The following is a 23,203-nucleotide window of genomic DNA, read 5'->3' on the forward strand; positions in this document are numbered from 1 at the left end:
GTGCCGGCTTTTGAATAATTGCCCTGCTGATTGTACGTCTGATATAATTGCTCCATCGCTGTTGCCCAGGAGGTATGCCTGAAAGCCACTTCGTAGGCCAGTTGTTCTTCTGTTGTGGAAATGACAGTGGTATCGCTGGTAGTGGTGGAAGTATTAAAAGGTTTGCTTCTTTTGAGCTTGGCGATTTTATAAGCGCCCGAGAGGGAATCGATAACAGTTAATGGCATGTTTTGTTGTAAGGCCGCCAGGCTCATTTCTTCGGCGCCAGTTACTTTTATAATGCCTTGTTGTTTCATAGCATTATAAAACACATCGGATAAAATGGCGTACCCTTTCAAATCCGGATGTACATGTTCCAGGATCAGGTCATTGCCAATGATATGTCCTTTGCTGTTGGCTTCAAATGCGGCATTGGCATCTACCAGGTGTGCATTTTTATATTTGCTGCATAATTCCAGGATGATGAGGTTCAACCGGGAAGGCGCCCGGAAACGAAGGGCATCCAGGTCTCTCGCCTTGTCGAAATAGGCTTTTGCGTTGGTGGTATCTCCTTTTTGATACAACAGGGTGCCCAGGTAATAATTGCATCCGGCATGTACAGGGTAAATATTATCTGCTGCCAGAAATGCATTTTGCGCAGCCAGGGAATCGCCCGACGCCAGGAGCTGCTCTCCTTTTTTATACAACGGCGTAAAACCGGGAAACTTCGTGCTATCGGGAGCAATGCTGATAAAAGGAAACAGGTCTTTTTCAGCAGATACCACATTGCTAAAAAAAACGGGCACCTGTGCTTCGTTCAGCAGGCGTAAAGTATTGTCCATGTTAGCGGAAAACTGCGCCATTCCTTTTTCGTACATCTCAGATCCCAACCGGATTTCATGTTCGGCTACCATCAGCTCCATACGGGTTTTGCCTTCTCCTTCCGGGCGGGCTGGTGTAAGGGCCGCCAGGTGTTGCAGTGTATTCGCCATCAGCTGAGTAAGCCGGTACTCCCGCAATTGTAAGATGAGATGAATCAGGAAAGGGCTACCTGCTATTTTATCGGTACTGCCGGTGCCAAGGCAACCGTAATACTCGTTATGACCTGTATAAATAAGTACGGCGTCGGGTTTGTAGGGCAACAGCTCTTTCGCGAAACCCTCCACTGTATAGGAATTAACGCCTGTTAGTGAAAGATTAATGATCTCCAAACGCTTGTCCGGGCAGTTATGCATCAGTCGGTATTGCAGCCAGCGATGAAACGAGCCATTATGAAAATAGGGATAACCGATGGTAGTCGATTCTCCCAACACAAAAATCCGAAGGGTATTCGGGTCCTTTACTTTCTTAAATAACTCTTTGTTGCCGGTAGTGGCGATTTCCTGATTGGAGAAATATTTACGGGAAGCATCGGGATTCAGGATATAATAATCGTTGTTACCAGGAGCTGTAATAAACAAACGCAGGTCATGACCATAATGGAATAGTCGTAGTGCTAACTCCAAACCACCCAGTAACATAAAGGGAAAAAGAATGCTGATGATTTTAATCACCAGCATTCTTTTCTTTTGTAATAAAGCGGCCTGAGTGCCATAGTCGTGGAATCTTGTCTTATTCATTTCAATGCAATTTATATGGCCAGCCTTAATAGCAGCACTAATAATGCACTAACGCGAAAAAGAAAAATGAATTAAGTTTTAATTAAGTGGCGGGGAGAGCGGAGGGGAAGGCCTTCGGCCTTTGTCTTTATCAGGATTAGACTGATTTTGATGATTTTATTTCCTGATAAATATCGATAGTTACTTGTTTTTAAAAGCTTTTAAAGACAAGATAGAGCTCCATCTATAAAAGAAATAAAATCATCATAATCAGTCTAATCAGTCTAATCCTGATAAAGACAAGCGCCGAAGGCGCTCCCCTCCGCCTACTTATCACCCGAATACGTGGTAAACGCATGTGGGAATTCTTCCCCGTACATGTGCTGGTACTCTTTGGTGAACTTGTTGAAGGCTGTTTTAGCAAGCGAATGCCGGCCAAGTAATACGAGGCTGCTACATTTCAGTCGCAGTGCTTCTTCATTTACCGGGTCAAACAGGAAAATGCTATCCGCAATTTCAATCAGCAATTCGGGATCAGTTTTAAACTGTACGGCTGCTTCTGTTAAAATATCGAGTGCATTATTGGAGATCTCTGATTGAATGTCTTCCAGCCAGCTGTAGTTGGCATCAGGCAGGAAAGAGCCGCGGCGCAGTATGCTTAACAGCTCCCGCACCGGTTGTTGCGGCAAAGGACGCGGTGCATGCAGCAGGTGCTGAAAATCGGCCAGGTCTATGCGGATGTCTTCTGTAGCGTATTGTAAGCTCCAGCGGTCGGCTTCTTTTACAAATGCACAGGCGCCCAGCTTATCAAGTATGGCTTTTAGCTTCACCATATTTACGGAACGATTGTTCTGTGCTTCCTTGCTGGACTTATCGCGCCATAAGGTGGCATATAGTTTATCGGAAGAAATGCCTTTCCCGGAACGGATCGTATTAATGGCGATCAGCAGGAATAATTCCTTGAGTAGCGGCGTAAAGAATTTGGTGACATCCTGCCCGTCTTTATCCTGTACTTCAAAAGGACCAAAGAAAAAGATATTGCCTTTTTTCGCGGCTTCGGGTACAGGAATGGCTTCCACATCTGCTGTTATTTCCGGCGTTGCGGGCGTAGCGGTGGGTGGTGCCTGCGTTACAACGGCCGGTGGCGCCGGTACCTGCGGCGTAGCTATGGCTGCGGCGACTGGCTTCTTCCGGCGTTTCAGGAATAAAAGAATGCCGAGAGCGCCCAGCGGAATGAGCAACAGGTAATACCAACCGGCAAAATCAGGGAGACGGGAAGTATCCGCGATCATTACATCCGGCGGAAATTCCAGGGTATATACTTTTACAGCAGTGATATTGTCTTTGGACGTATACAGTGTTACGGCCACCAGTTTTTTACTGTCTTTACAATAATACAGATCCGCGAAAGATTTGATATCATGAAAAGAATATGGGATCGCATCAGCCAGCGGGGTGTATTTGGGTTCCTGCAATGATCCTTCGATCAGCTGCAGGGTGGTACTGAATTTATCGTCCGGGAAAATGAGTGCATAGTAAGCCCTGGTGTCAGGATCGATGACCAGGCTGTTGGCAAAACAGAACTGCGCCGGTGGTTCCGGCAGCTGGTAAATTTTATGAAAAGAATGATCATGGACCGCGAATGCCATGAGATCATAATAGTGTCGTGGATTCACCACCTGGTTACCGCTATTGCTGCCATATCCCCCAAGGATATACGCCGTATCGCCGGCTGCATTGGTACCGGTTGCCGCGAGGTAGCGCGGCGTAAGCCGTTCGCCGCTGGTGGGAACAGAATCCCATTTGCGGTCTGCGAAATGATATCGTTGTACGGTATTCTTGTACTGCATCTGACCGTAGCCACCCAGGATGTAGAGCGAAGAATCTGCCGCCGATATAAATTTGTTGGCCTGCCAGAATACAGTGAGTAAATCCGGTGAATAGCTCACCTCCCACTTGCGGGCAATAGAATCGTAGGCCCCGGCCTTTTTATGATCAATATAAAAATTATACAGCTTTTTAGTAAATGGATTGAACACCGACTGGTTACCGGGCATCAGGCTATCGAGTCGCTGTGTGAGCCGGATGGCTTGCTGCTGTTCCGTTTTAAAAGAGATGTTATATAAGGAGTCAGCAGATACCATATAGAGGACTTCCGTATTTTTATCGAATGCCACACTGGGGTTACCATTGATTTCCCATTGCTGCACCAGGCTCCAGTTGCGGTGCTTGGGTCCTATCCAGTTGGCGTTATTGATCACGGCTGTTTTTCCTTCTACAATATCGGTGGCGGTGTTGCCGGTATTTTCAGAGAGGGGCCAGTTATATTTCACGGTACTGCCTTCTTTCACCAATATATTCCGGAGGTTCATGGGCGGTATGTCTACCGTTTGAAATCCTTCATAGGTATTGGTACCAAAGAATACGCGCGTACACATCGGTGTACCTAATTTTGCCGGACCTTTGGCAATGAATTTATCATTCAGGTAGATGGCCGCCTCATTATTCGCTAAATCAAACCGGATCGTAAAGTGCGTCCATTTGCCGAACAAGGCAGTAGAGTCTACCGCAAACACCCTGGAGAAACTTTCGCCGATAAGAAAATTGAAGGTCCGCTCCTTCTGATTATATACGAGGTCTATATTCTGGTTGTTGGCCGCAATAATTCTCAGTACATATCCGAAATAAGTTTCCTTATAAGGCAGGAAGTTGAGATCGAAGGAAATCTCCGCCTCTTTCTTAAAACAGAGGGGGCCGGAGGAGGTTAGGTTCAGCGTTGTTCGTCTTTCCTGCACTACTTCATGACTAGAAAAGCGTAATCCATAGGATTGAGCATAACCAGCATTTGTAATCAGATGAACAGATAAAAATAGTAAAAGGATAAATTTCCACATACTCCGCTAAAAAACTAAAATAACTAACTATTCAATATTTAAGATCTAACGCCACGTGGAATATACAAATAATAAACAAATTAGTGCTTTTTTATGCACTAATAATCAATGACAAATGTAAAATATACACGCTATGCTGCTATCACCTTCCTGGTAAACAGTTATTTTTTATTTTAAAAATTGGTTGACTAATACTTCCCATTCTTCTTCTTTCGTGTAGGCGGGACGTTTGGTGCCGGCCCGGCGATACCAGTAGTCGGCATTTGATTCGTCTCCTTCCACGCGGTGCAGGTAAGCATGTACCCGGGCAGCCTCTGTGCCTGGCAGATCATCTACCAGGTCGTGTGCTTTTTTCCAGTTGCCTTTACCATCGTACCAGAGCGATTCCAGAAATGTAGACAGTTGCTTTGGTGGATGTGCATCCTTTAAGGATTGTTTAAATTCAATAAAATCCATCTTTAAATTTTACCAGCCAATATTAAACGAATATTAAATGTGGAACTCAAATATACGGAAGCAGGGAGCAAAACGGCACCTTATGATATTAAATTAGCACATAATCAACGATCTTCCAATGCAAATGTCTATACTATATTGTTTCCTTTCATCCTTTTTCCTGAAAAAAAATTCATTATTCCGTTATTTTGCGACCCACAAATCAAAATTGCCTACAAATCCATGAGTGAACAAACTAAGCCGCGCGTGTCGGTTTCCCTATCTCTTTTTATTGTCGGATTGACATTAATTACACAGGGATGTAAAGACAAGACTACAACTGCTGCGATGTCTACACCGGAAGATAACCGTTTCACGAAAACGATTCTTTCCAACGACCTCAACGAACCCATGGAGCTGGCAGTAGCCAACAGCGGGGATGTGTACTTTATTGAACGCAGCGGTAAGCTGTATCATTATGATCCGGGCACTCAGGCGACGAAAGTCGTATATGCCTTCCCGGTACTGCCCGACACAAAGGAAGGTTTCGGTAACGGATTGCTGGGTGTTACCCTGGACCCTGCTTTTGACAAGAATCATTATATCTATTTTTATTATACCCCCAATGCAACGCCGGTCGCCAACCAGGTATCCCGGTTTACCATGGCAGGTAAAGACTCGCTGATAACAGCGTCAGAGAAAGTATTATTGAAAGTGCCACTGGAAGTGGAAGTAAGCGCACATACCGGTGGCTCACTGGACTGGGACAGAGACGGTAATCTCTATATCTCCACCGGCGATAACACGGTACCTTTTGCCTCTAACGGTTACGCACCTATTGATCAGATTCCCGGCCGCGTGACCTTCGACGCAGAACGTTCTGCCGGTAACACCAATGATCTCCGGGGTAAAGTGCTGCGTATTCATCCGGAAGCAGATGGCAGCTACTCCATTCCTGCGGGCAACCTGTTTCCCAAAGGCACCCCTGCTACCAGACCTGAAATATATACCATGGGTTGCCGCAACCCTTACCGTATGTCGGTAGATACGGCTACCGGTATTGTATACTGGGGGGAAGTAGGCCCCGATGCAGGTCAGGATGGAGAACAAGGCCCCCGTGGTTATGATGAAATCAACCAGGCGAAGAAACCCGGCAACTATGGCTGGCCTTACCTGGTAGGTGATAACAAAGCTTATCCGCATTACGACTTTGCCACCAAAGTAATCGGCGCGCCGTTTAAGGCGGAAGCACCGGATAATAATTCCCCGCTCAACACCGGGTTGAAAGTATTGCCACCGGCACAAAAGGCGATGATCTGGTACCCGTACGACTCCTTACCACAGTTTGCCCAACTGGGCAACGGTGGCCGTTGCGCCATGGCAGGACCGGTATTCCATTACAACAAAGCCACCGCCAGTGCTACCGGCTTACCGGAATACTTCGATAAAGGACTATTTATTTATGACTGGATGCGTAACTGGGTATATGTAGTAAGACTCGATTCCCAGTACAACTACCAGCGCATGGAGCCATTCATGGGCAGCAACGGCGATTTCAGACGTCCGGTAGACATGGCCTTTGGTAAGGGTGGCGACCTTTACATCCTGGAATATGGTTCCGTTTATGGCATCGATAATGATGATGCACGCCTGGTGCGCGTGGCATACAATGGCGGCAACCGCGCGCCGGTAGCAATAATCAACACTGTTGACACAGCAGGCACGGCACCACTGAAAGTAAATTTCAACAGCGATAAAAGCTATGATTTCGATAAAGATAAACTAACCTATGCGTGGAATTTTGGTGATGGAGAAGCCGCTTCCACCGAAGCCAATCCTATACATACCTACCAAAAAGAAGGTACGCACTCCGCTATCCTCACCATCACAGATCCAGGTGGTATAAAGAGCAGCGATACCGTGGTAATCAGAGTAGGCAATACAGTGCCGGCAGTAAAAGTCAGCACCACGGATAATGGTACTTTTTATTTCGATAATAGTCCACTGCATTACACCGTCACCGTTAGCGACAAAGAAGATGCGGCTATCAATAATGATCAGCTGCTCATTGGACTCCATTATGTGCCCCGTGCTAAAAACAAGGCCACACAGGGTCATCAGCTCATCACCGCCATCCCGGTACATCCGGGTAAATTGCTGATGGAAGGCAGCGACTGTAAAGCCTGTCATCAGCTGGATAAAGCCTCCGTAGGACCTGCGTTTACACAGGTAGCCAAACGCTATGAGCACGATAAAAATGCGCCGTTGCACCTCGCCAACAAAATCATCAAAGGTGGTGGTGGCAACTGGGGCGAGCATTCTATGGCCGCACATCCACAGCTGTCGCTCGACGATGCCGGACAAATCGTTAAATACATCTTGTCGCTGTCTGCTCCCGAAGCCGGCAACCTTCCGCCTGCCGGCACAGTAGCCCTGAAGGATCACCTGGGCAAAGAAAAATATGGTAACTATATTCTGGCAGCTTCCTATACAGATGGCGGCGGCAAAGCCTCCCCACTAACCAGCAGCGACCTGCTGGTACTACGTTCATTACGTGTACAGGGAGAAGATGCAGATGAGGTACATAACATCAACCGCTCTTCCAACGAGCTGGGCGCCATACATAACAAGTCTTATTTTCTTTTCAAAAACATAGACCTGAAGGGCATCCATAAAGTAACCTATCACTATTCTTCCCTGAACAGAGATGCCATACTGGAAGTACATACCGGCAGCGTAGATGGTCCTGTCATCAGCACGCTGGCCTACAAAGCCACCGGCGACTGGGAGAAATTTATAGATGTAACCACTCCTATCAAAGATCCGGGTGGCAGAAATGACCTCTATTTCGTATTCAGAAAAGATCAGGCGCCAGATCAGCACCTGTTTACGCTGGACTGGATGGAGTTTAAGCCGTAATAATTTTGTGCTTTTATATTTCAGGATTTTGTGTTACTTTTTGGGGACTATTTGCATCGCAGGTAGTCCCCAAAATATTTTTATACCCCAAAGATGAAACAACAAGCTTAGACAGGAAAGTAGAAACACTATTTGATTAGTCATACAACCCCAAAGATTACTCATCTCCCCAAAAAAATTTTATGCAAAACACAAAAGTTTTGAAGCGCCTGCTATGCATGGCATTATTTTTCCGTTGAAATTTTATAACGCAGGATTAATTATCGGATCATGTGTGACCCCAAATATCCACATGCCCTTATTTGTTAACGCTTAAAGCATGGCGCATTATGCAACTCATTGTAACTGTTAAAAAATTAAACAAGCGGAATCGGGTACCCGCCAAACTCACCGACAAAGACAGTATCATCGGCACCGTACACCAGGGATTTAAATTTGAAGGTACAGAAGTAACCGTCCGTGATCCGGCACTGGGGAAATGGTATAAAGACCGTGACGGGTATTACTACTGGGGTGGTGGATTAATGGTACTGCCTGCACCGCCCAACCATGTAATAGATGGTTTGCCGGCACACCTTCCAGCCGATTACCTGCTGGGCGCCGACCTGTCGCATTACAATGCGCAACCCGACTGGGATGCGATCAGTAATGCCGGAATTACTTTTGTGTATATCAAAATTTCTGAAGGCGTAGGTACGCCCGACCGGAAAGCTGCCACACATGCAGACAATGCCCTGGCACGTGGTCTTAAAACAGGCTATTATCATTTTTGCCGGCCCGACACCCGGAACGGCGGCACCGTTCAGAAAGATGCCATCGCAGAAGCCAATGAGGCGGTGATCATCCTGCAACAACTGCCTCCCACCACCCTGCCGCTGGTGCTGGATCTGGAAGATCAAACCAGTTGGGATACGCCGCTACAGCGAAAGGATTATCTCACCTGGATAGAAACATTCATTCACCAGATCATCCAGTCCACCGGCGTTACACCGGTGATCTATAGCCGTAAAGAATACCTCGACCGGAAATTGCCCGCAAATCATACGTTGGGAAAATACCATCTCTGGCTGGCCAATTATTCGGTGAAGGATACCACGAAACTTAAATGCCCGATAGGCTGGCAGGACTGGAGTATCTGGCAATTCACAGGAAAAGCGCACGTTGGAGGCAATGCTGCACTGGATTTGAATATCATGAAAGACCTGACGATAATAACCCCGTAATTATTGCTTTCCTAACAGCTGCAACAGGTCCGCTTTCAGGGTATTCGAATATCCGTCCTGGGCAAATAATACTTTACCGTCTTTCCCGATGACATATAGCACGGGGTAGCCGGCAACCTTATAATCTGCTGCAATGGTTTTTCCATTGTATGCACTTACTATGTCCAGTTTTCTCTCGGCTAAAAATTGATCCAGGTGCATGGTCACCGGATCATCAATGCCATTTACGCCGATGAATACCACATCTGGTCTGTTCAGCTGCTCCTTCAATTGCTGCATATCCAGCATTTGATGATAACAGGGAATACATGTCCTGTACCAAAAATCCATCACCACAATTTTCCCTTTGTAGTCGGCCAATGCAATGCTATCCTTTCCTATAGCCGGCAACTTCCAGGCAGGCGCCTGTGTGCCTGCACGCAGTAATTGCACTTTCAATTTATTATCAGCGCCTGCAAATTGCCGTACCTGGTTGTAGTCGTTCATGGCAGCAATGGTAAAAACGCTATCCGGCACATACATCTTCTTAAACTGAGCGACGGTATGTGTAAATATAGTCGTCTCCGTTACATTTCTTACAGCTTCCCTCCACTCTATCACTTCCTTTACCGGCAGAAAGGAAATCTTATTGACATAAAAACAGGTCGTGACTTTCTTTTTTTCGCCCGCATCACCTGGCAGCATCAGCTTCCAGCATTTTTCCCCGTTAATGACTTCATCGGGGAGCAATTGTATTTTATTGATGAGCGTATCATGGGTATATTGCTGTAAAAAAGTATTGGCAGAAATAATAAAAGGAAACAACCCGTCATCGCCGAACAAACGCCTTACTTCTTCCGGGTATTTACGTACATTCGTTACCGTTACCACCCTGTCAGACTTCTCCATTATAATTGTTCCATTGTAAATTTTATGGATCTTGTTGTCGTTCCTCACGGCAGCCAGTTTATAACCCATTACGCTGTCCCTGTTATTGGCTCTGAAGTAGCAGGCAGACACGCTGCCGGAATGAATGGGCTGCTGACCGGGAGCTGTTCTTTTATAGTCCTCCGTTAAGGTGTATTGTCCCGTCTGGGTATTTTCAACCGCCGCATTTATCTTGTTAAGAATTTCTTTCGGCGTTTGTTGTTGGGCAAACGTAGTCACCGTATTTACAAGTAGGATAGCACTAAGAAGGATCTGTTTCACTTTTTGAATTTATAGGGCATGGAAAATATTCACAACTAATATATACAAAATATATCATTTGTTAGATATAAAAATAAAAGAGCCCCCTTGGTGAGTAGTGGTCCGCCCGCTTGCAGGCAACTGTCTTTACCTGTGTTTTCCAGCGTGATTTTTTTACCGAAAGACTCCTGTTGCGCCACTCCTTTTCGTGCCGGCGGCAGTCTTTATCCATTTATTTTTCATCTTACCACATTTCATTTTATCCATTATCAAAAAAATAAGGGGCTGCCGATCAGCCCCTTCTGTTATCACCTGATCAAAAGAGAATCTTCCACGATTCTATAGGCATAAAGGATTATTTTTTGAATTGCTTTCTAACGATGTTGAGATACAGTTCTCCATAGCTCTGCGCGGGTTCCAGCTGCATATCTTCCTGCCAGTTGTTGAATGCATCAATCATGATCATTCTTGTTTTACTGCTGGCATTCATTTTAGCTACGTTGCACAACTGCTGGAATAAAGCCCCACTATCAGCACGCGGATAATTGGGATTGGTACTGGTAGGAGTTGCTATCAGCCAGTTGTAGGCCGGCGTAATATTCGGGATATAGTCGGCTCCGAAATTTTGCGCAAAATATTCTTTGGAATATTTCCAGTTCTGATCCATCGCCTGCGGCAATACGTACCAGCGATCCCAGTTGTTGGGCTGGGAGCTGAACGACTGATGACAGATGGCATCTACACAGCCTTTGAAACGAATCTCATAGCGGGCAGGCGGTGTCCAGCGGTCCTGCATACCTACAATGTAAGGTTGTATCCCCATAGCGCCCAAACGGCTTCTCAGCGTATCATAAATGGCTTTGTTATTATCGGAATACAACACCTGTGCATTCTGGATATAGATCAACGGTTTACCATCTACTTTCATGTAGTTGGCATCCTGCATATAAGGCACTACCCTGCTGAAGTCCTGGAAAAACTGCTCCAGTTTCACCTTATCTTTTTCTAACGGGTTGGTGGCACTGATGCCATAGGAACCGGTAGAGAAATTGTACATCATGGCAAATTTCATTTTGCCTTCTCCATCGCTGTCAATAAACGTGCGGATCACGGTGGAATCTGACTTGAAGTTGTTCGCATCTTTATTCGGAGAGCGGAAAGAGAACACAAAATAATCGAGTCCTGCTTTCACGCCATAGCTGATGTGTTGCGGCATGACGGCCGGCGTAATTTTTCCGCTGGGATAGCTGTACTTCCCTACCACCGGCTCTTCTTTGATAGCGGCATTCCAGCCACCGAAGCTGTAGTAAAATGCACCTACCACATAGTCCTGCGTAACGGGTATCTCGTTTATTTTATAATTCAGGACATTATCATCTACCGACGGTCCGGTCATGTCTTTCTTACATGCGAATAGCGACAGGCACACAGCGGCGGCAAAAAGTATATTAAAACGTTTCATAATTGCATTATAATTTATGGATGATAAGTCGCGGTAACACCGTATTTAAAGCCATTGGCAGCAGCAGCGGCCTGCAGCGACTGAATAGTGGTGCCATACCATTTCCGCAGAAAAGCATAATCGTACGTAGCGTTGGCATTGGCCCAGTCAGGTATTTCATGATGGTTGGCAAAATGCAGCTCCTGGTAAATGTCGTAGTCATCCACGCGGGTAGTACCCAGTTCCTGTAAGGCGCCCTGGTAGCCCACCGGGTTCAGGTTCACGACAGATACCGGGTAAGACATTCTGCCGGGAATATCAGAATAGGTGGGATTAGGTGAGTAAGCAGCATTTCCACCGGGATTGGTATGTGGTGGTAAATTAAATACCCATGTTCTGCGTTCCAGCGCCCAGCAATCATATCCGCCATCGGGGAAATAATTCAGCCATCGCTGTGTCCAGATTTTGTAGTTATCATCCAGTGGAATATCCGTGTTCACCAGGCTCAGGTAATTATTAAATCCTTTCCCCTGGGTACCCCACTTAATACCATCTCTTGCTTTATAAGCATCCCGCAGGGAGCTGTTAATTCCCCAGTAGGCAAAGTTAGCATCAATGCCGGCATAGTAATATTGTTCCGCCGACATAGCGCCACCCAGGCCCAGTTTCGCTGCTTCCGCTTTCAGGAAAAGTGCTTCTGCGTAAGACAACATAATGAAGGGCCGGTTCGGCTGAAAGATGATGGGATTGGCATTGGAATATGATTTGATATCCGAACCACCTACCGCATCAGGCAAACCTGCCAGGTTGGTCCATCCGGCTAACTTGGTACCCGCTTTGGGCTGACCAAAGTACGGCAATGGATAGGTCACCACCCGCAGTGAGTCATCCAAATCGCTGGTGAGCGTATCCGTTACTATGTAGCGATTGGCCAGTGGCACCGAATCGTAATAAACAGACAATCTTGGATCGCTGTAAGAGCGGAACAGCGTGAGTATATATTCACTCAGCTTAGGCGCTTGTCCGGTGGCGGTTGGATTATAAGGAAAATAGTTATTACCCTTGATGTATTTTACGAAGTATGGATTTTCATTGCCATTCACATTTTCAAAACTCATCTTCGTAGTTTCCATTTCATTGCTGATGGTGGTGGCTTCTGTTGCCATCACGTCGCGGATATGATCGGTGGCTACGCCGCCCATATTTTTCATGCACTGAAGTGCCATCTTTAAGCGCAGGGTATTGGCAAACTTTACCCAGTTGGTGAGGTTACCGTTGTAGATCACATCGTAGGCCATTTTATCGCCGGCAGGTTTAATTTTACCAGCGGCATCTTTGAGGGTAGCGAGTACATAACTGTATACGCTATCTTCATTATCGAACTGAATAGCCGACAAATGTTCCGGATCATTGGCCTGCGTTAATGGTACTGGACCGTAGTTGCCTGCCAGGATGGAATACGCATAGGCTTTAAGAATCCTCGCGATCTGTACACGGTTATTAAAAGCGGAATCATTTCCATAATTCACTTCTATTTGATGCAGGTTGCCGAGCACGCCCTGGTACATGGTTTGCCATAAACCGGCATCGGTTACATCATAGCGATTGGCCTGCTGACAAAGTAAATGGCCCAGGTCCCAGTATTTGCTGGTATTGTGATTGGCCATTTGGGTATTCAGGTTTTTTACGGCGGCCAGGATACCTGCTTCCGGCGTGGCTTTGGTAAACTGTGTAGGATCTGTATTGAGATGGGTAAAATCCCTGGTACAGCCCCAGCACAGGATCATGATAAAAGAAAATATAACGACTGCTTTCATGTTGCTTATTTAAAAAGTTACTTTCAGGTCAAATCCATAAATCGCATAAGGGAATGATCCGCCAGATTCAATACCCTGCGCATTACCAGTTGTATTCGCTGCTTCAGGATCTATACCCTTTGGCGTATGTTTGAAAAGTGTCCACAGGTTTCTGCCTACAAAAGCGAGGCGCGTAGATTTAAACGGCGTGCCTTTTATAATCCCCGATGGAATGGTATAGCCGAATATCAGTTCGCTGAGTTTTATATTGGAAGCGTTGAAAGTAATCGCCGGTGTGTTGTTCACCACCATATCAGAATTATAGGTAGTAGGATTCATCCAGATACCACTTTTTACACCGGGCTGCATACGGCCATTTTCATCCAGTATGTATTTACCTGATTTATCTACCAGCGGGAAATAAGCATCGGTATACCTCGCGCCTTTAGGTCTGGCGGCATCTGAATAAGGTGTAGTACCCGTGCTGATCGCCTGTCCGTTGCCCATGCGCTCCTGGTCATTTTCGCCCAGGATCACATTACTCATCAGCCACTCATCCCTGCCATATAAACTGGCAATGGTGTTGCCGGCAAAATTGGCGCGGCCATAGGAAGCAGAATAAATGATGCCGCCCCATTTCACGGTAAACAGGAAGGACAAATCAAATGCACCATATTTGAAATTGGAGCCCAGTGATCCGATCCAGTCGGGATGGAAATTACCCAACAGTACATTCGGATCGGCAATGGTTCTGCCATTGGTTGGATTTACCAATAAGGTATCATGCGTTTGGTAAGGTGCATTGCCCGTTAGTTGCCCGTAAGGCTGGCCTACAATGGCATTCACGGTAGCGCCTAAGGTGGTGCCAAGAGAAAGTTTATCAATACCCGGGGCCAGCGATAACACCATGTTCCGGTTCATAGACCAGTTAGCCAATACATTCCAGCGCAGCTTTTTAGTTTGCAGGGCTACCGCATTCAAGGATACTTCCACGCCCCTGTTGCGCATTTCACCGGCATTCATAATGCGGGTAGAAAAACCTGTTTCCGTAGGGAGTTGCGCCCTGATGATTTGATTAGTCGTATTGGATTGATATACGTTAGTCGTTACCTGTAACCGGCTTTGAAAGAGTGCCAGCTCCAGTCCTGCTTCACGGGAAAATGTTTTTTCCGGCATTAATGCATCGTTATTCAGCTGACTGCCGTTACCATAATTCAGGTAAGGATAGCCCTGGAACAAGCCGCTATAGGCATACGTGGTGATCAGCGACTGTGGCGGCGCTGCATTACCTACCTGCGCAACGGAAGCTCTCAGCTTACCATAATTCACGATGCTGTTTTTCGGCAGGAAGTTGGAGAAAATAAAACTACCACTCAGCGATGGATAGAAAAAAGAACTGTTGGCGACCGGCAAAGTGGAAGACCAGTCGTTCCTCGCCGTTACATCAAAAAAGAGGAAGTCCCTGAAACCCACGGTGGCACTACCGTAAATTGATTGCACATTAGAACGCACGTTTGATTCAAAAGCAAAAGGAAATGCGTTGCTGTTCTGAATACTAGGCATATCATGTACCAGCAGGGAAGAGATGTTAGCGCCCCTGTTAAGATTATTGGTAGTCACGTATTCCGCGCCGGCGTTGGCCGACAGGGTGACGGAGCTGCTCAGTTTATTATTGTACATGAACATTCCCTGGTAGTCCCACATCTGGTTATTCTGAGAACCGTTGGAATAATATCCCAGCGGTGTTTTCAGTCCACCCAGTTCTTTGTACTGATACAGACTGGCAAACGCGATATCTGTAGATGCCTGCAAACGGAAATTCAAATGAGGGGTCAGTTTAGCCGTAGCCGTTATACCACCCAGAATCCTGTTACGGGTATCTTCATTTTGATTTTCGTACAACATCCACATCGGATTTTCCGTGTTATTGACCGAACCATAGGTAACTGAGTTGCCGTTGGCATCTGCCCAGGGGCTCAGTGCATCAATATTTAAACTACGGGGCATATATACATAGGCCGACATAGGACTGGATGCATCCAGGTTCCTGTAGGTACGGTTCTTTGTATGCTGATTGGTGTAGGTAATTCTTGTGTCGATATTAAAAACATTTCCCAGTTTACGGCTGGCCGTTAATGCTACGTTATGCCGTTTGATGATATTCTGGTTTTTCAGTACATCATCACTGTTGGTAAAAGTGTAAGACAGGCGGAAGGCGGACAATGCATCGGCCTTGCTGATAGAAATACCGGAAGCATTGGTTACGCTGGGTTTATAAAACTCCGTGACGTTGGTGGGTTGCGGTGAGTAGCCACCGGGGATAGGCTTGCCGTTAAAATCGTTGTAAGGCTGTCCTAACATCGGCATGCCCCAGGTAGAACCGTTGGTACCCATGCGCACCGCGCCGGTACCTGGCACAATATTATTGCCATTGCCCACCAGGAAGCCATTGCCTCCTTCTCCATACACATTCTGATAAGCGGGAAACTGGGAGATACTATTTATCAAAGTATTTTGATTAATAGCGATGCCCAGGTTGGACTCTTCTATCTTTCCTTTTTTGGTAACGATGAGGATGGCCCCATTGGCAGCTCTTGACCCATAAAGGGCGGCGGCATTGGGCCCCTGCAGCACGGTGATGGATTCCACATCATCCGGATTGAGATCGGCGGCGCCGTTTCCGAAATCCAGTTTATCATCGGCCGAATTTTCACCCATATCGTTATTAATGGGCACCCCATCCACTACCCACAGTGGCTGATTGTTCTGCGTCATGGAGTTTTCCCCGCGGATCACGATCCTGCTGGAAGATCCCGGCTGCCCGTTGGTGGTCACCTGCAAACCTGCCACCTTACCGGCTAAGCCGTTCACGATGTTCAGGTCACGCGCTTCCGTAAGGTTATCCGGATTGACGGTTTGAGAGGAATAGCCAATTGATTTTTTCGCGCGGTTCAAACCAAGGGCGCCTGTTACCACCACATTCTTTAAATTAATGGCGGAGGTTTTTAATAAAAATTGTACGGCTGTTTTTCCGTTAAGGGTGATCTCCTGGGTTTCATACCCTGTCATGGTAGCCTTTAAAATTGTTTTCTGTGGATCTGTTACATACATCGAGAAAGTACCGTCTTCAGACGAGGCCACCCCGTTGCGGGTGTCTTTAACGATAATACTCACGCCAGGCAGGGGATTGTTTTTGTCATCAGTAGCCTTCCCCCTGATAAGGGTTCGCTGCGCCATTGCCTGCGTACAACAGAACAAGAGCAAGACTGGCAAGCAGAATTTCATCATTGATTGATAATTAATGGTTTAAAAAAGAAACGGGAATCGTGGAATTTTTTCAGAAAAAGCGGGAGCTACCTTGAAAAGATGGATAGGAAAGGACATCTTTCAGATCGTGGAATTGAGTAACTGAGCGCATCGCTGAAAAAAAATAAATTATACTGCAAATCAATGACCTGCGCGCTAATAAATCCATTAACGATCGCATTAATGCGCCGTTAATCGGTATAATTTTTTAAAAAAAGACGGGAAAGAATGATCAGGAGATGATTTCCTGGAAGGTGAGCACAAAGGCTTCCCCGTACATGTGCCGGTAATCTTTGCAGAACTTTTCATACACCGACCGCGCCAGAGAGAGGCGGCCCTGTTGAATAAGGCTTTTACATTTTATACGAAGGGCTACTTCGTGAATAGGATCAAACACAAAAATGCTGCTGGCTATTTCTATATAAGTTTCGGGAGATGTGGTAGCAGGCAGTTCATCGATGGCTTTTAACAGCACGTCGAGCGCCTTCGAGGAGATGTCAGATTTAATGTCCTCCAGCCAGGCATAATCTGTACGATACAGGAAGGTACCTTCTTTGACTATTTTTAGTAAAACAGATAAACGTTCTATCCCCATCTCCGGAGATTTCACCAGCCAGCTGAAATCGGCCAGGTCTATCCAGAGCAATGCCGGATCGTACTGCATCTTCCAGCGGCCTTCTTCCCGGAGAATAACGCCACCGCCCAACTTCTCCAGTATGCCTTTTAGTTTCACCATATTCACGGACCGGTTGTTGCGGGCGTCTCTTTCCGACTTATCATGCCAGAGCAGCTCATATAATTTTTCGGAAGAGATGCCTTTGCCTGACCATTCGGTATGGATAACGATCAACAGGAACATTTCTTTTAGCAGGGGCGAAAACAAATGCGTCAACGAATTTTTATCTTTATCGATCACCTGGAATTCACCAAATAATAGCAGGGCTGCTTTGTCCGCGGAGCGGTCCTCTTCCCGAGTCGTCGTAATCGCTGCTACCGGCAATGGTTCCGGCAGGTGTACTACAGGCGCTTTTTCCTGCGCTATCACCGGCATCGCTTTTGGTACTATTGGTCGCCGCTTATATATATAATACAGTATAGTCGCCAACAGGCCGGCACCGGCAAGGAGTAACCACCACCATCTACCATCTATCTCACGCTTATTACCGGCGGGAAAGAACGAAAGTTGTCCGGGAGGAAAGGCCAGTGAATAGATCCTGATTTCAGTGGACCGGTCCCTGTCGGTGATCTGTGTAATAGCCACCAGCTGGCTGCTGCGCGGGCAATAGAACAGGTCTGCCGCAGAACGGTTGTCGAGGAATGCATACGGGATAGTATCGGCTGCCAGCTGATATTCCGGACGCAGCAACGAACCTTTGATCAGTTGCAAACGGGATTTAAACCGGTCTTTCGGAAACATCAGTGCATAATAACTATGATCGGTGGTATCAATGAACATAGAGGAGGCAAACACGAAAGGCGCTGGTGGTTCCGGGAGACTGAATAACTTTTTAATTTTTTTTCCTTTCACATCAAACTGCAGCAGGTCGTAGTAATAGGTAGGATTGAGCATTTGCTCTCCGGTGCCACTGCCATAACCACCGAGGATATACGCCGTATCGCCACCATGCGACACACCGAGTGCCGCCAGGTATCTTGGCTTATAGTCACTTTGCTGCACGTTCACCATCTCCCACTTCCGGCTGTTGAAGTCGTAGCGTTGTACGCTATTCTTATATTTCAGCTGACCGTAACCGCCAAGAATATACAATGCATTTTCGCTGCGGTTAATAAATTTATTGGGTTGCCAGTATTCGGTGATGTCAACCGAATCAAAGGGCATATCCCAATTGCGGCTGGCCGGCACATAAGCCGACAGCTCCCGCTGGTCAATATGAACGCTGTACAGGATACGATCCCCTGGGTTGTAGATCGACTGGAAACCGGCGGAAAGATATACGGGCCGCAACAGCGCCTGGGACCTCGGCACTTTATCGCGAAGGAGAAAATGATAGATGCTGTCGACACCCACCAGGTGTACTTCTTCTTCCGAAGGATCAAAAGTATAACTACCATTACCCTTCACCGTTAGTACCTGTAACAGTTGCCAATGCTGGTGCAACGGCGTAGCCCAGACCGGATTGCTGACCACGGCTACTTTGCCATGCAGACTATCCACCGCATTTTTCCCGCTGAGTTCATTCAGTGGCCAGCAGGCAAACAATGCTTTATTTTTATACAACGACACCTCTTTCAGCTGCATAGGTGGCAGATCAGTAGTATTAAAACCATGCAGCTCGCAAGCACCAAAAAAGATCCGGAAACATTGATCTTCCAGGTTTATTTTCGCGCTGCCACAAGGCTTTCCATTCACCGTGAGCGACAACTGCTCCTGATCATACTGCAGGGAACAACTGTTCCAGTGATGGAACAACGCCGTACTGTCCAGCTGAAAATCCAGCGGCGCAAATACATCGCCGAAAATAATGTTGAATTTTCTGTCTTTATGATTGTAGATAAGATCAATATGCTGCTGATGATTGTTAATCAATCTCACCAGATACCCATAATACACACTACGGTCGGGGAAGAACTTAAAATTAAAGGAAAGCCCAAAGCTGCCATCCAGACAAAGCGGCTCATTGCCATGCAACATGAGCGACGTCCGTTTCTCCTGTACCTGCTCAAAGGAAGAGAAAACCAAACCTTGCGATCTGACAGGTAAACAATTGCCTGCGAAAAAAAATATCACTGCCCCAAAAATAAGAAGGGCTTTATGTGAGCAAATATTCATGGTGGAACACTAAAGGGCACATCGATCTGATAACAGGCTGCAAGTTATAATATTAAATCATATCACCACCTTACCCACCCCATCGGTTAATAATGCCGGATACTTTGGTTGTTATTAGGGTTCAAGGTAACAAAAGATCACCTGTTTTCCGAAAGGAGTTGTTTTATTTCTTAATGCTGGCGGGTGTCGCCCTTCCAGGTATACGCACTACCCATTCGTTCCCAGAAAATGAAACGGCTTACTTTTTACAAATGATTTCACCGCATTTCCCGCATACGTTTCTCCTTTTGAAACGTTCAGCTTCATTACCGATCCTTTTTCTGAGAAATCGATATCCTTGAAGTCTACCCAAAAAGTATTGGGCGTAAGCGCTGATTCAAAATAGTATACCAGGTTTTTGTGATCGGAAACTGTTCTCCACCTGGTGGAAGAAATGTTAGGCTGATCCGGTGTGGAAATGCCGAATGGCACCGAACAATTCCGGATCACGCTGAACACGCTGGCCACAGCGAGACGGGTATTATCCGTTTTGGGGATAGCATCAATGTAAAACGAAGCACGTACAAAGCGGTCGGCAGCACGGTTCGTACCGGGCAGCATGACAGTCCCGCCAATTTCTTTCCAGTATTCATTTAATGCCAGCTGCTGATCGAATACAGGCGAGTTGGTCATGACGGTATACCCTTTATCATGATGTACCACCAGCTTGCCCTTGATATATTCAAAGATGGCATTGTCGCCGCTGGCATCTGAAACAGATAAATGCAGTGTGGCCAACCGGGGCTGTCCTGGTACATTATCAGTGACCACCACGAAAGGCTCCGGCTGCAGGGCTTTCACCACTTCATCTACCGTCGCAAAATTATCCAGCACATACTGTAACCAGGCTGCGATGCTCAATCCGGGCTTGTTACTGCTCATTTCCGGATATTGCGACTCTGCCAGCCAAAGCAAATTCGCTACCAGCCCTTTCTCGTTCATACCATCTGTGCTGGAGATATCATACCCCGATGCGATCACACTTCCGTACCGGGATTTCCACTTCATGGAATTAGCGCCAACCTCACCTTCTCTTTCCATACCCCTGGGGAAAATCCAGAGATTAGTCAGGATATCATCTTTCCAATCCATTGACCTGGCAGTCAGAATCGTGCCGTTTAATCCTTTGTACACTACCCGCGTACAGGAAGAAACAGGTTGTATCACTATCATCAGGAGGGCAACAAATAAAACCGGAAACAAAAATGTTTTCATAGTAAAAGTGTTTAAACTATCATGTGTTTAACACCTCACGTTATTGAATGTTCAATCCCTGCATTTATACTTTGTTTAGGGCAGCAATGATGACCAGGTCGGTGGTAGTAGTACCATCCGCCGCCCGCGATGCTTTACGTGTAAGGGACACGATACGGAAATTGTTGGCCGTCAGCGCCGCCGTTAAATAATCGGCCTGATGATAATAGGTATACGTGGTATCGCCGGTAGTAGCAGATCTTTTTATACCGGATTTGCTGTAATCATCTTCCATGGTACTGATATATAGTACGCCGCCGGTGTTGAGTATGCGGGCCGCATCCGCAATGAAGGTGATTACTTCTTCTTTTGAGAGATAGGGAAAACCAAAGCCACACATCACCGCGTCGAATACGTGGTGTAGTTTACCAATATCCCTCGCGTCCATCAGTTGAAAGGTAGCTTTCGGATTATTGATGGCTGCCAGCCGGAGCATATTGGGTGCCAGGTCAGTGCCCAGTATCTGAAGATCCGGGCGCTGATCCAACAGGTATTTCGTCACGTTGCCGGGGCCACAGGCCACTTCTAAAACGGTAGCGGGATGCCGTGCAATATAGTGGCAGAACAGGTCGAATGTATCGTGATACAACGCTACATCCATGAATTTTTCCTGGTATAGGTCCGCACGTTTATTAAATACATCAACGGACATCTGGTTGTTATCCATATGGGGGCGTATTTATTATTGCAATGCAGGCACAATATATTTCCCGATCAAAGCAATGGCATGTAATAATTTTTCGTGAGAAAGCCCTGCATTATCCATTTGAAAAGTCACTCTTGAAATGCCTCCGAGGGCATCGCTGTGGCGTTTAATCTTTTCGGCTACTTCTTCCGGGCTGCCGATTAACAAAGCGCCGCGGTGACCTGCCTGTGCATCAAACTGTGCACGGGTTACCGGTGGCCAGCCTCTTTCCTTTCCTATTTTGGTAAAGGTTTCAGCATAGCCGGGGAAATATTCTTCCACGGCCTGTTGTGTGGTATCGGCTACATATCCTAAAGAGTGCAAACCTACCTTTAATTTTTCGGGGGCATGACCGGCTTTAGCGCCGGCTTCGCGGTAAAGATCAATCAGTGGCCGGAAGCGATGCGTTTCGCCACCGATGATGGCCACCATGAGGGGCAGTCCGAGTGTACCGGCACGGACAAATGATTGCGGGGTACCACCTACGCCCAGCCAAACCGGCAAAGGGTTCTGCACGGGCCGCGGATAAATGGCTACGTTGTGGAGTGGCGCACGGAATTTACCTTTCCACTTTACTACTTCATGATCCCTGATGTGCAGCAACAAATCCAGCTTTTCAATAAACAGAGCATCATAATCTTCCAGGTTATAACCAAACAGCGGATAAGCTTCTACGAAAGAACCACGGCCGGCCACCACTTCTGCACGACCACGGGAAATAATATCGAGGGTAGCAAAGTTCTGGAAAACCCTGACCGGATCGGCTGCACTTAATACCGTTACGGCACTGGTGAGCCGGATTTGTTTGGTGCGTGCTGCTGCCGCGGCGAGTATCATGGTCGGCGCCGAATCCAGGAACTCCCTGCGATGATGTTCTCCTATGCCAAATACATGTAACCCTGCCTGATCTGCTGCCTCTATCCTGGCCAGTAAATTAGCCATTTCATTCATGTTGCCTGCTGCGTCGAGCGCAGTATCCTTTGCATTTGTAGCTGCAAAACTATCGATGCCTACTTCCATAAAATATCCTCCTGATTAAACTCCCTGTAAGATATCCAATTTTCTGCGGAGCACCATTGCCCCGTATGCTATGCTTTTGTATACCGGCTTACCGTTGATTCATTTTTTGAAGGGGGAGCATCGGCCCCGTAAATAATCAATTCGGTATCTTGTAGAAAATTGGCGCTATGAAATTTTTCATCAACGACGTTGATCAAATCGTAAATGAAGCAATAGATGGCTTATTGACCAATCCTGATCTGGCCAGGTTAGATAGCTTTCCTGCTATCAGGGTGGTGATCCGTAAAGACTGGGACAAATCCAAAGTGGCCATCATTTCCGGTGGCGGCTCAGGACATGAACCTGCACATGCCGGCTTTGTTGGCAAAGGAATGCTGACCGCAGCGGTATGCGGCGACATTTTCGCCTCTCCTACTGTAGATGCAGTATTGTCTGCTATCCTCGCCGCAACCGGCCCTAAAGGCTGCTTATTGATTATAAAAAACTATACCGGCGATCGCCTTAATTTTGGATTAGCTGCCGAACAGGCCAGGGCACTGGGATACGACGTAAAAACTGTTACAGTAGATGACGACGTAGCACTGGGCCCCCATGTAAAAAAACGTGGCGTGGCAGGTACTTTATTTGTGCATAAAGTAGCAGGCTACCTGGCCGAA

The 23,203-nt window shown here is 46.7% G+C and carries 14 protein-coding genes; 3 read left to right on the plus strand and 11 right to left on the minus strand.

Features of this window, described 5'->3' with window-relative positions; all coding sequences use genetic code 11:
• The 3 genes from VIP81_RS33130 to VIP81_RS33140 all read right to left on the minus strand — a co-directional run.
• Positions 1 to 1,598, minus strand: a 1,598-nt coding sequence (locus VIP81_RS33130) for a hypothetical protein (RefSeq protein ID WP_331972453.1), incomplete at its 3' end; no start/stop codon positions are given.
• A 305-nt stretch (positions 1,599 to 1,903) separates the two neighbouring features.
• Positions 1,904 to 4,471 carry a hypothetical protein gene (locus VIP81_RS33135; protein ID WP_331972456.1) on the minus strand — a complete coding sequence of 856 codons (2,568 nt, stop codon included), beginning with the start codon at positions 4,469 to 4,471 and terminating at the stop codon, positions 1,904 to 1,906.
• Positions 4,472 to 4,639: 168 nt separating this feature from the next.
• Positions 4,640 to 4,927: a hypothetical protein gene (locus VIP81_RS33140; RefSeq protein ID WP_331972459.1), complete on the minus strand. Its 288-nt coding sequence runs from the start codon at positions 4,925 to 4,927 to the stop codon at positions 4,640 to 4,642.
• 222 nt (positions 4,928 to 5,149) lie between these two features.
• On the opposite strand from VIP81_RS33140, the gene VIP81_RS33145 reads away from it, so the two are divergent.
• Together VIP81_RS33145 and VIP81_RS33150 are read left to right on the plus strand one after the other, a co-directional pair.
• Positions 5,150 to 7,825, plus strand: a complete 2,676-nt coding sequence (locus VIP81_RS33145; RefSeq protein ID WP_331972462.1) for a PQQ-dependent sugar dehydrogenase — start codon at positions 5,150 to 5,152, stop codon at positions 7,823 to 7,825.
• A gap of 329 nt (positions 7,826 to 8,154) precedes the next feature.
• Positions 8,155 to 9,048, plus strand: a complete 894-nt coding sequence (locus VIP81_RS33150; protein WP_331972465.1) for a glycoside hydrolase family 25 protein — start codon at positions 8,155 to 8,157, stop codon at positions 9,046 to 9,048.
• On the opposite strand, the gene VIP81_RS33155 is transcribed toward VIP81_RS33150, so the two are convergent.
• From VIP81_RS33155 to VIP81_RS33190, 8 genes are all read right to left on the minus strand, one after another.
• Positions 9,049 to 10,236 (minus strand): TlpA disulfide reductase family protein, encoded by a 1,188-nt coding sequence (locus tag VIP81_RS33155; RefSeq protein ID WP_331972468.1) that lies wholly within the window; start codon positions 10,234 to 10,236, stop codon positions 9,049 to 9,051.
• A 334-nt stretch (positions 10,237 to 10,570) separates the two neighbouring features.
• The gene (locus VIP81_RS33160; protein ID WP_331972471.1) at positions 10,571 to 11,677 is read right to left on the minus strand and encodes a glycoside hydrolase family 99-like domain-containing protein; all 1,107 of its coding nucleotides are present in this window, start codon (positions 11,675 to 11,677) and stop codon (positions 10,571 to 10,573) included.
• A 14-nt stretch (positions 11,678 to 11,691) separates the two neighbouring features.
• A complete protein-coding gene (locus VIP81_RS33165; RefSeq protein WP_331972474.1) occupies positions 11,692 to 13,473 on the minus strand; it encodes a SusD/RagB family nutrient-binding outer membrane lipoprotein in 1,782 nt (593 codons plus the stop codon).
• 9 nt (positions 13,474 to 13,482) lie between these two features.
• Positions 13,483 to 16,740: a SusC/RagA family TonB-linked outer membrane protein gene (locus VIP81_RS33170; protein ID WP_331972477.1), complete on the minus strand. Its 3,258-nt coding sequence runs from the start codon at positions 16,738 to 16,740 to the stop codon at positions 13,483 to 13,485.
• A gap of 250 nt (positions 16,741 to 16,990) precedes the next feature.
• Complete coding sequence (locus VIP81_RS33175) at positions 16,991 to 19,507, minus strand: kelch repeat-containing protein (protein ID WP_331972480.1); 2,517 nt, start codon at positions 19,505 to 19,507, stop codon at positions 16,991 to 16,993.
• Between the two features lie 249 nt (positions 19,508 to 19,756).
• Positions 19,757 to 20,803 carry a linear amide C-N hydrolase gene (locus VIP81_RS33180; RefSeq protein ID WP_331972482.1) on the minus strand — a complete coding sequence of 349 codons (1,047 nt, stop codon included), beginning with the start codon at positions 20,801 to 20,803 and terminating at the stop codon, positions 19,757 to 19,759.
• A gap of 64 nt (positions 20,804 to 20,867) precedes the next feature.
• Entirely contained in the window at positions 20,868 to 21,509 is a 642-nt protein-coding gene (locus VIP81_RS33185; protein ID WP_331972484.1) for a class I SAM-dependent methyltransferase, read from the minus strand.
• A gap of 15 nt (positions 21,510 to 21,524) precedes the next feature.
• Entirely contained in the window at positions 21,525 to 22,547 is a 1,023-nt protein-coding gene (locus VIP81_RS33190; protein ID WP_331972486.1) for an LLM class flavin-dependent oxidoreductase, read from the minus strand.
• A 167-nt stretch (positions 22,548 to 22,714) separates the two neighbouring features.
• Here VIP81_RS33190 and VIP81_RS33195 point away from each other — a divergent pair.
• On the plus strand, positions 22,715 to 23,203 hold a 489-nt coding region (locus tag VIP81_RS33195), incomplete at its 3' end, for a dihydroxyacetone kinase subunit DhaK (RefSeq protein ID WP_331972488.1).

Source organism: Chitinophaga sp., from assembly GCF_036566945.1.
In the GTDB taxonomy this organism is placed as follows: Bacteria; Bacteroidota; Bacteroidia; order Chitinophagales; family Chitinophagaceae; genus Chitinophaga.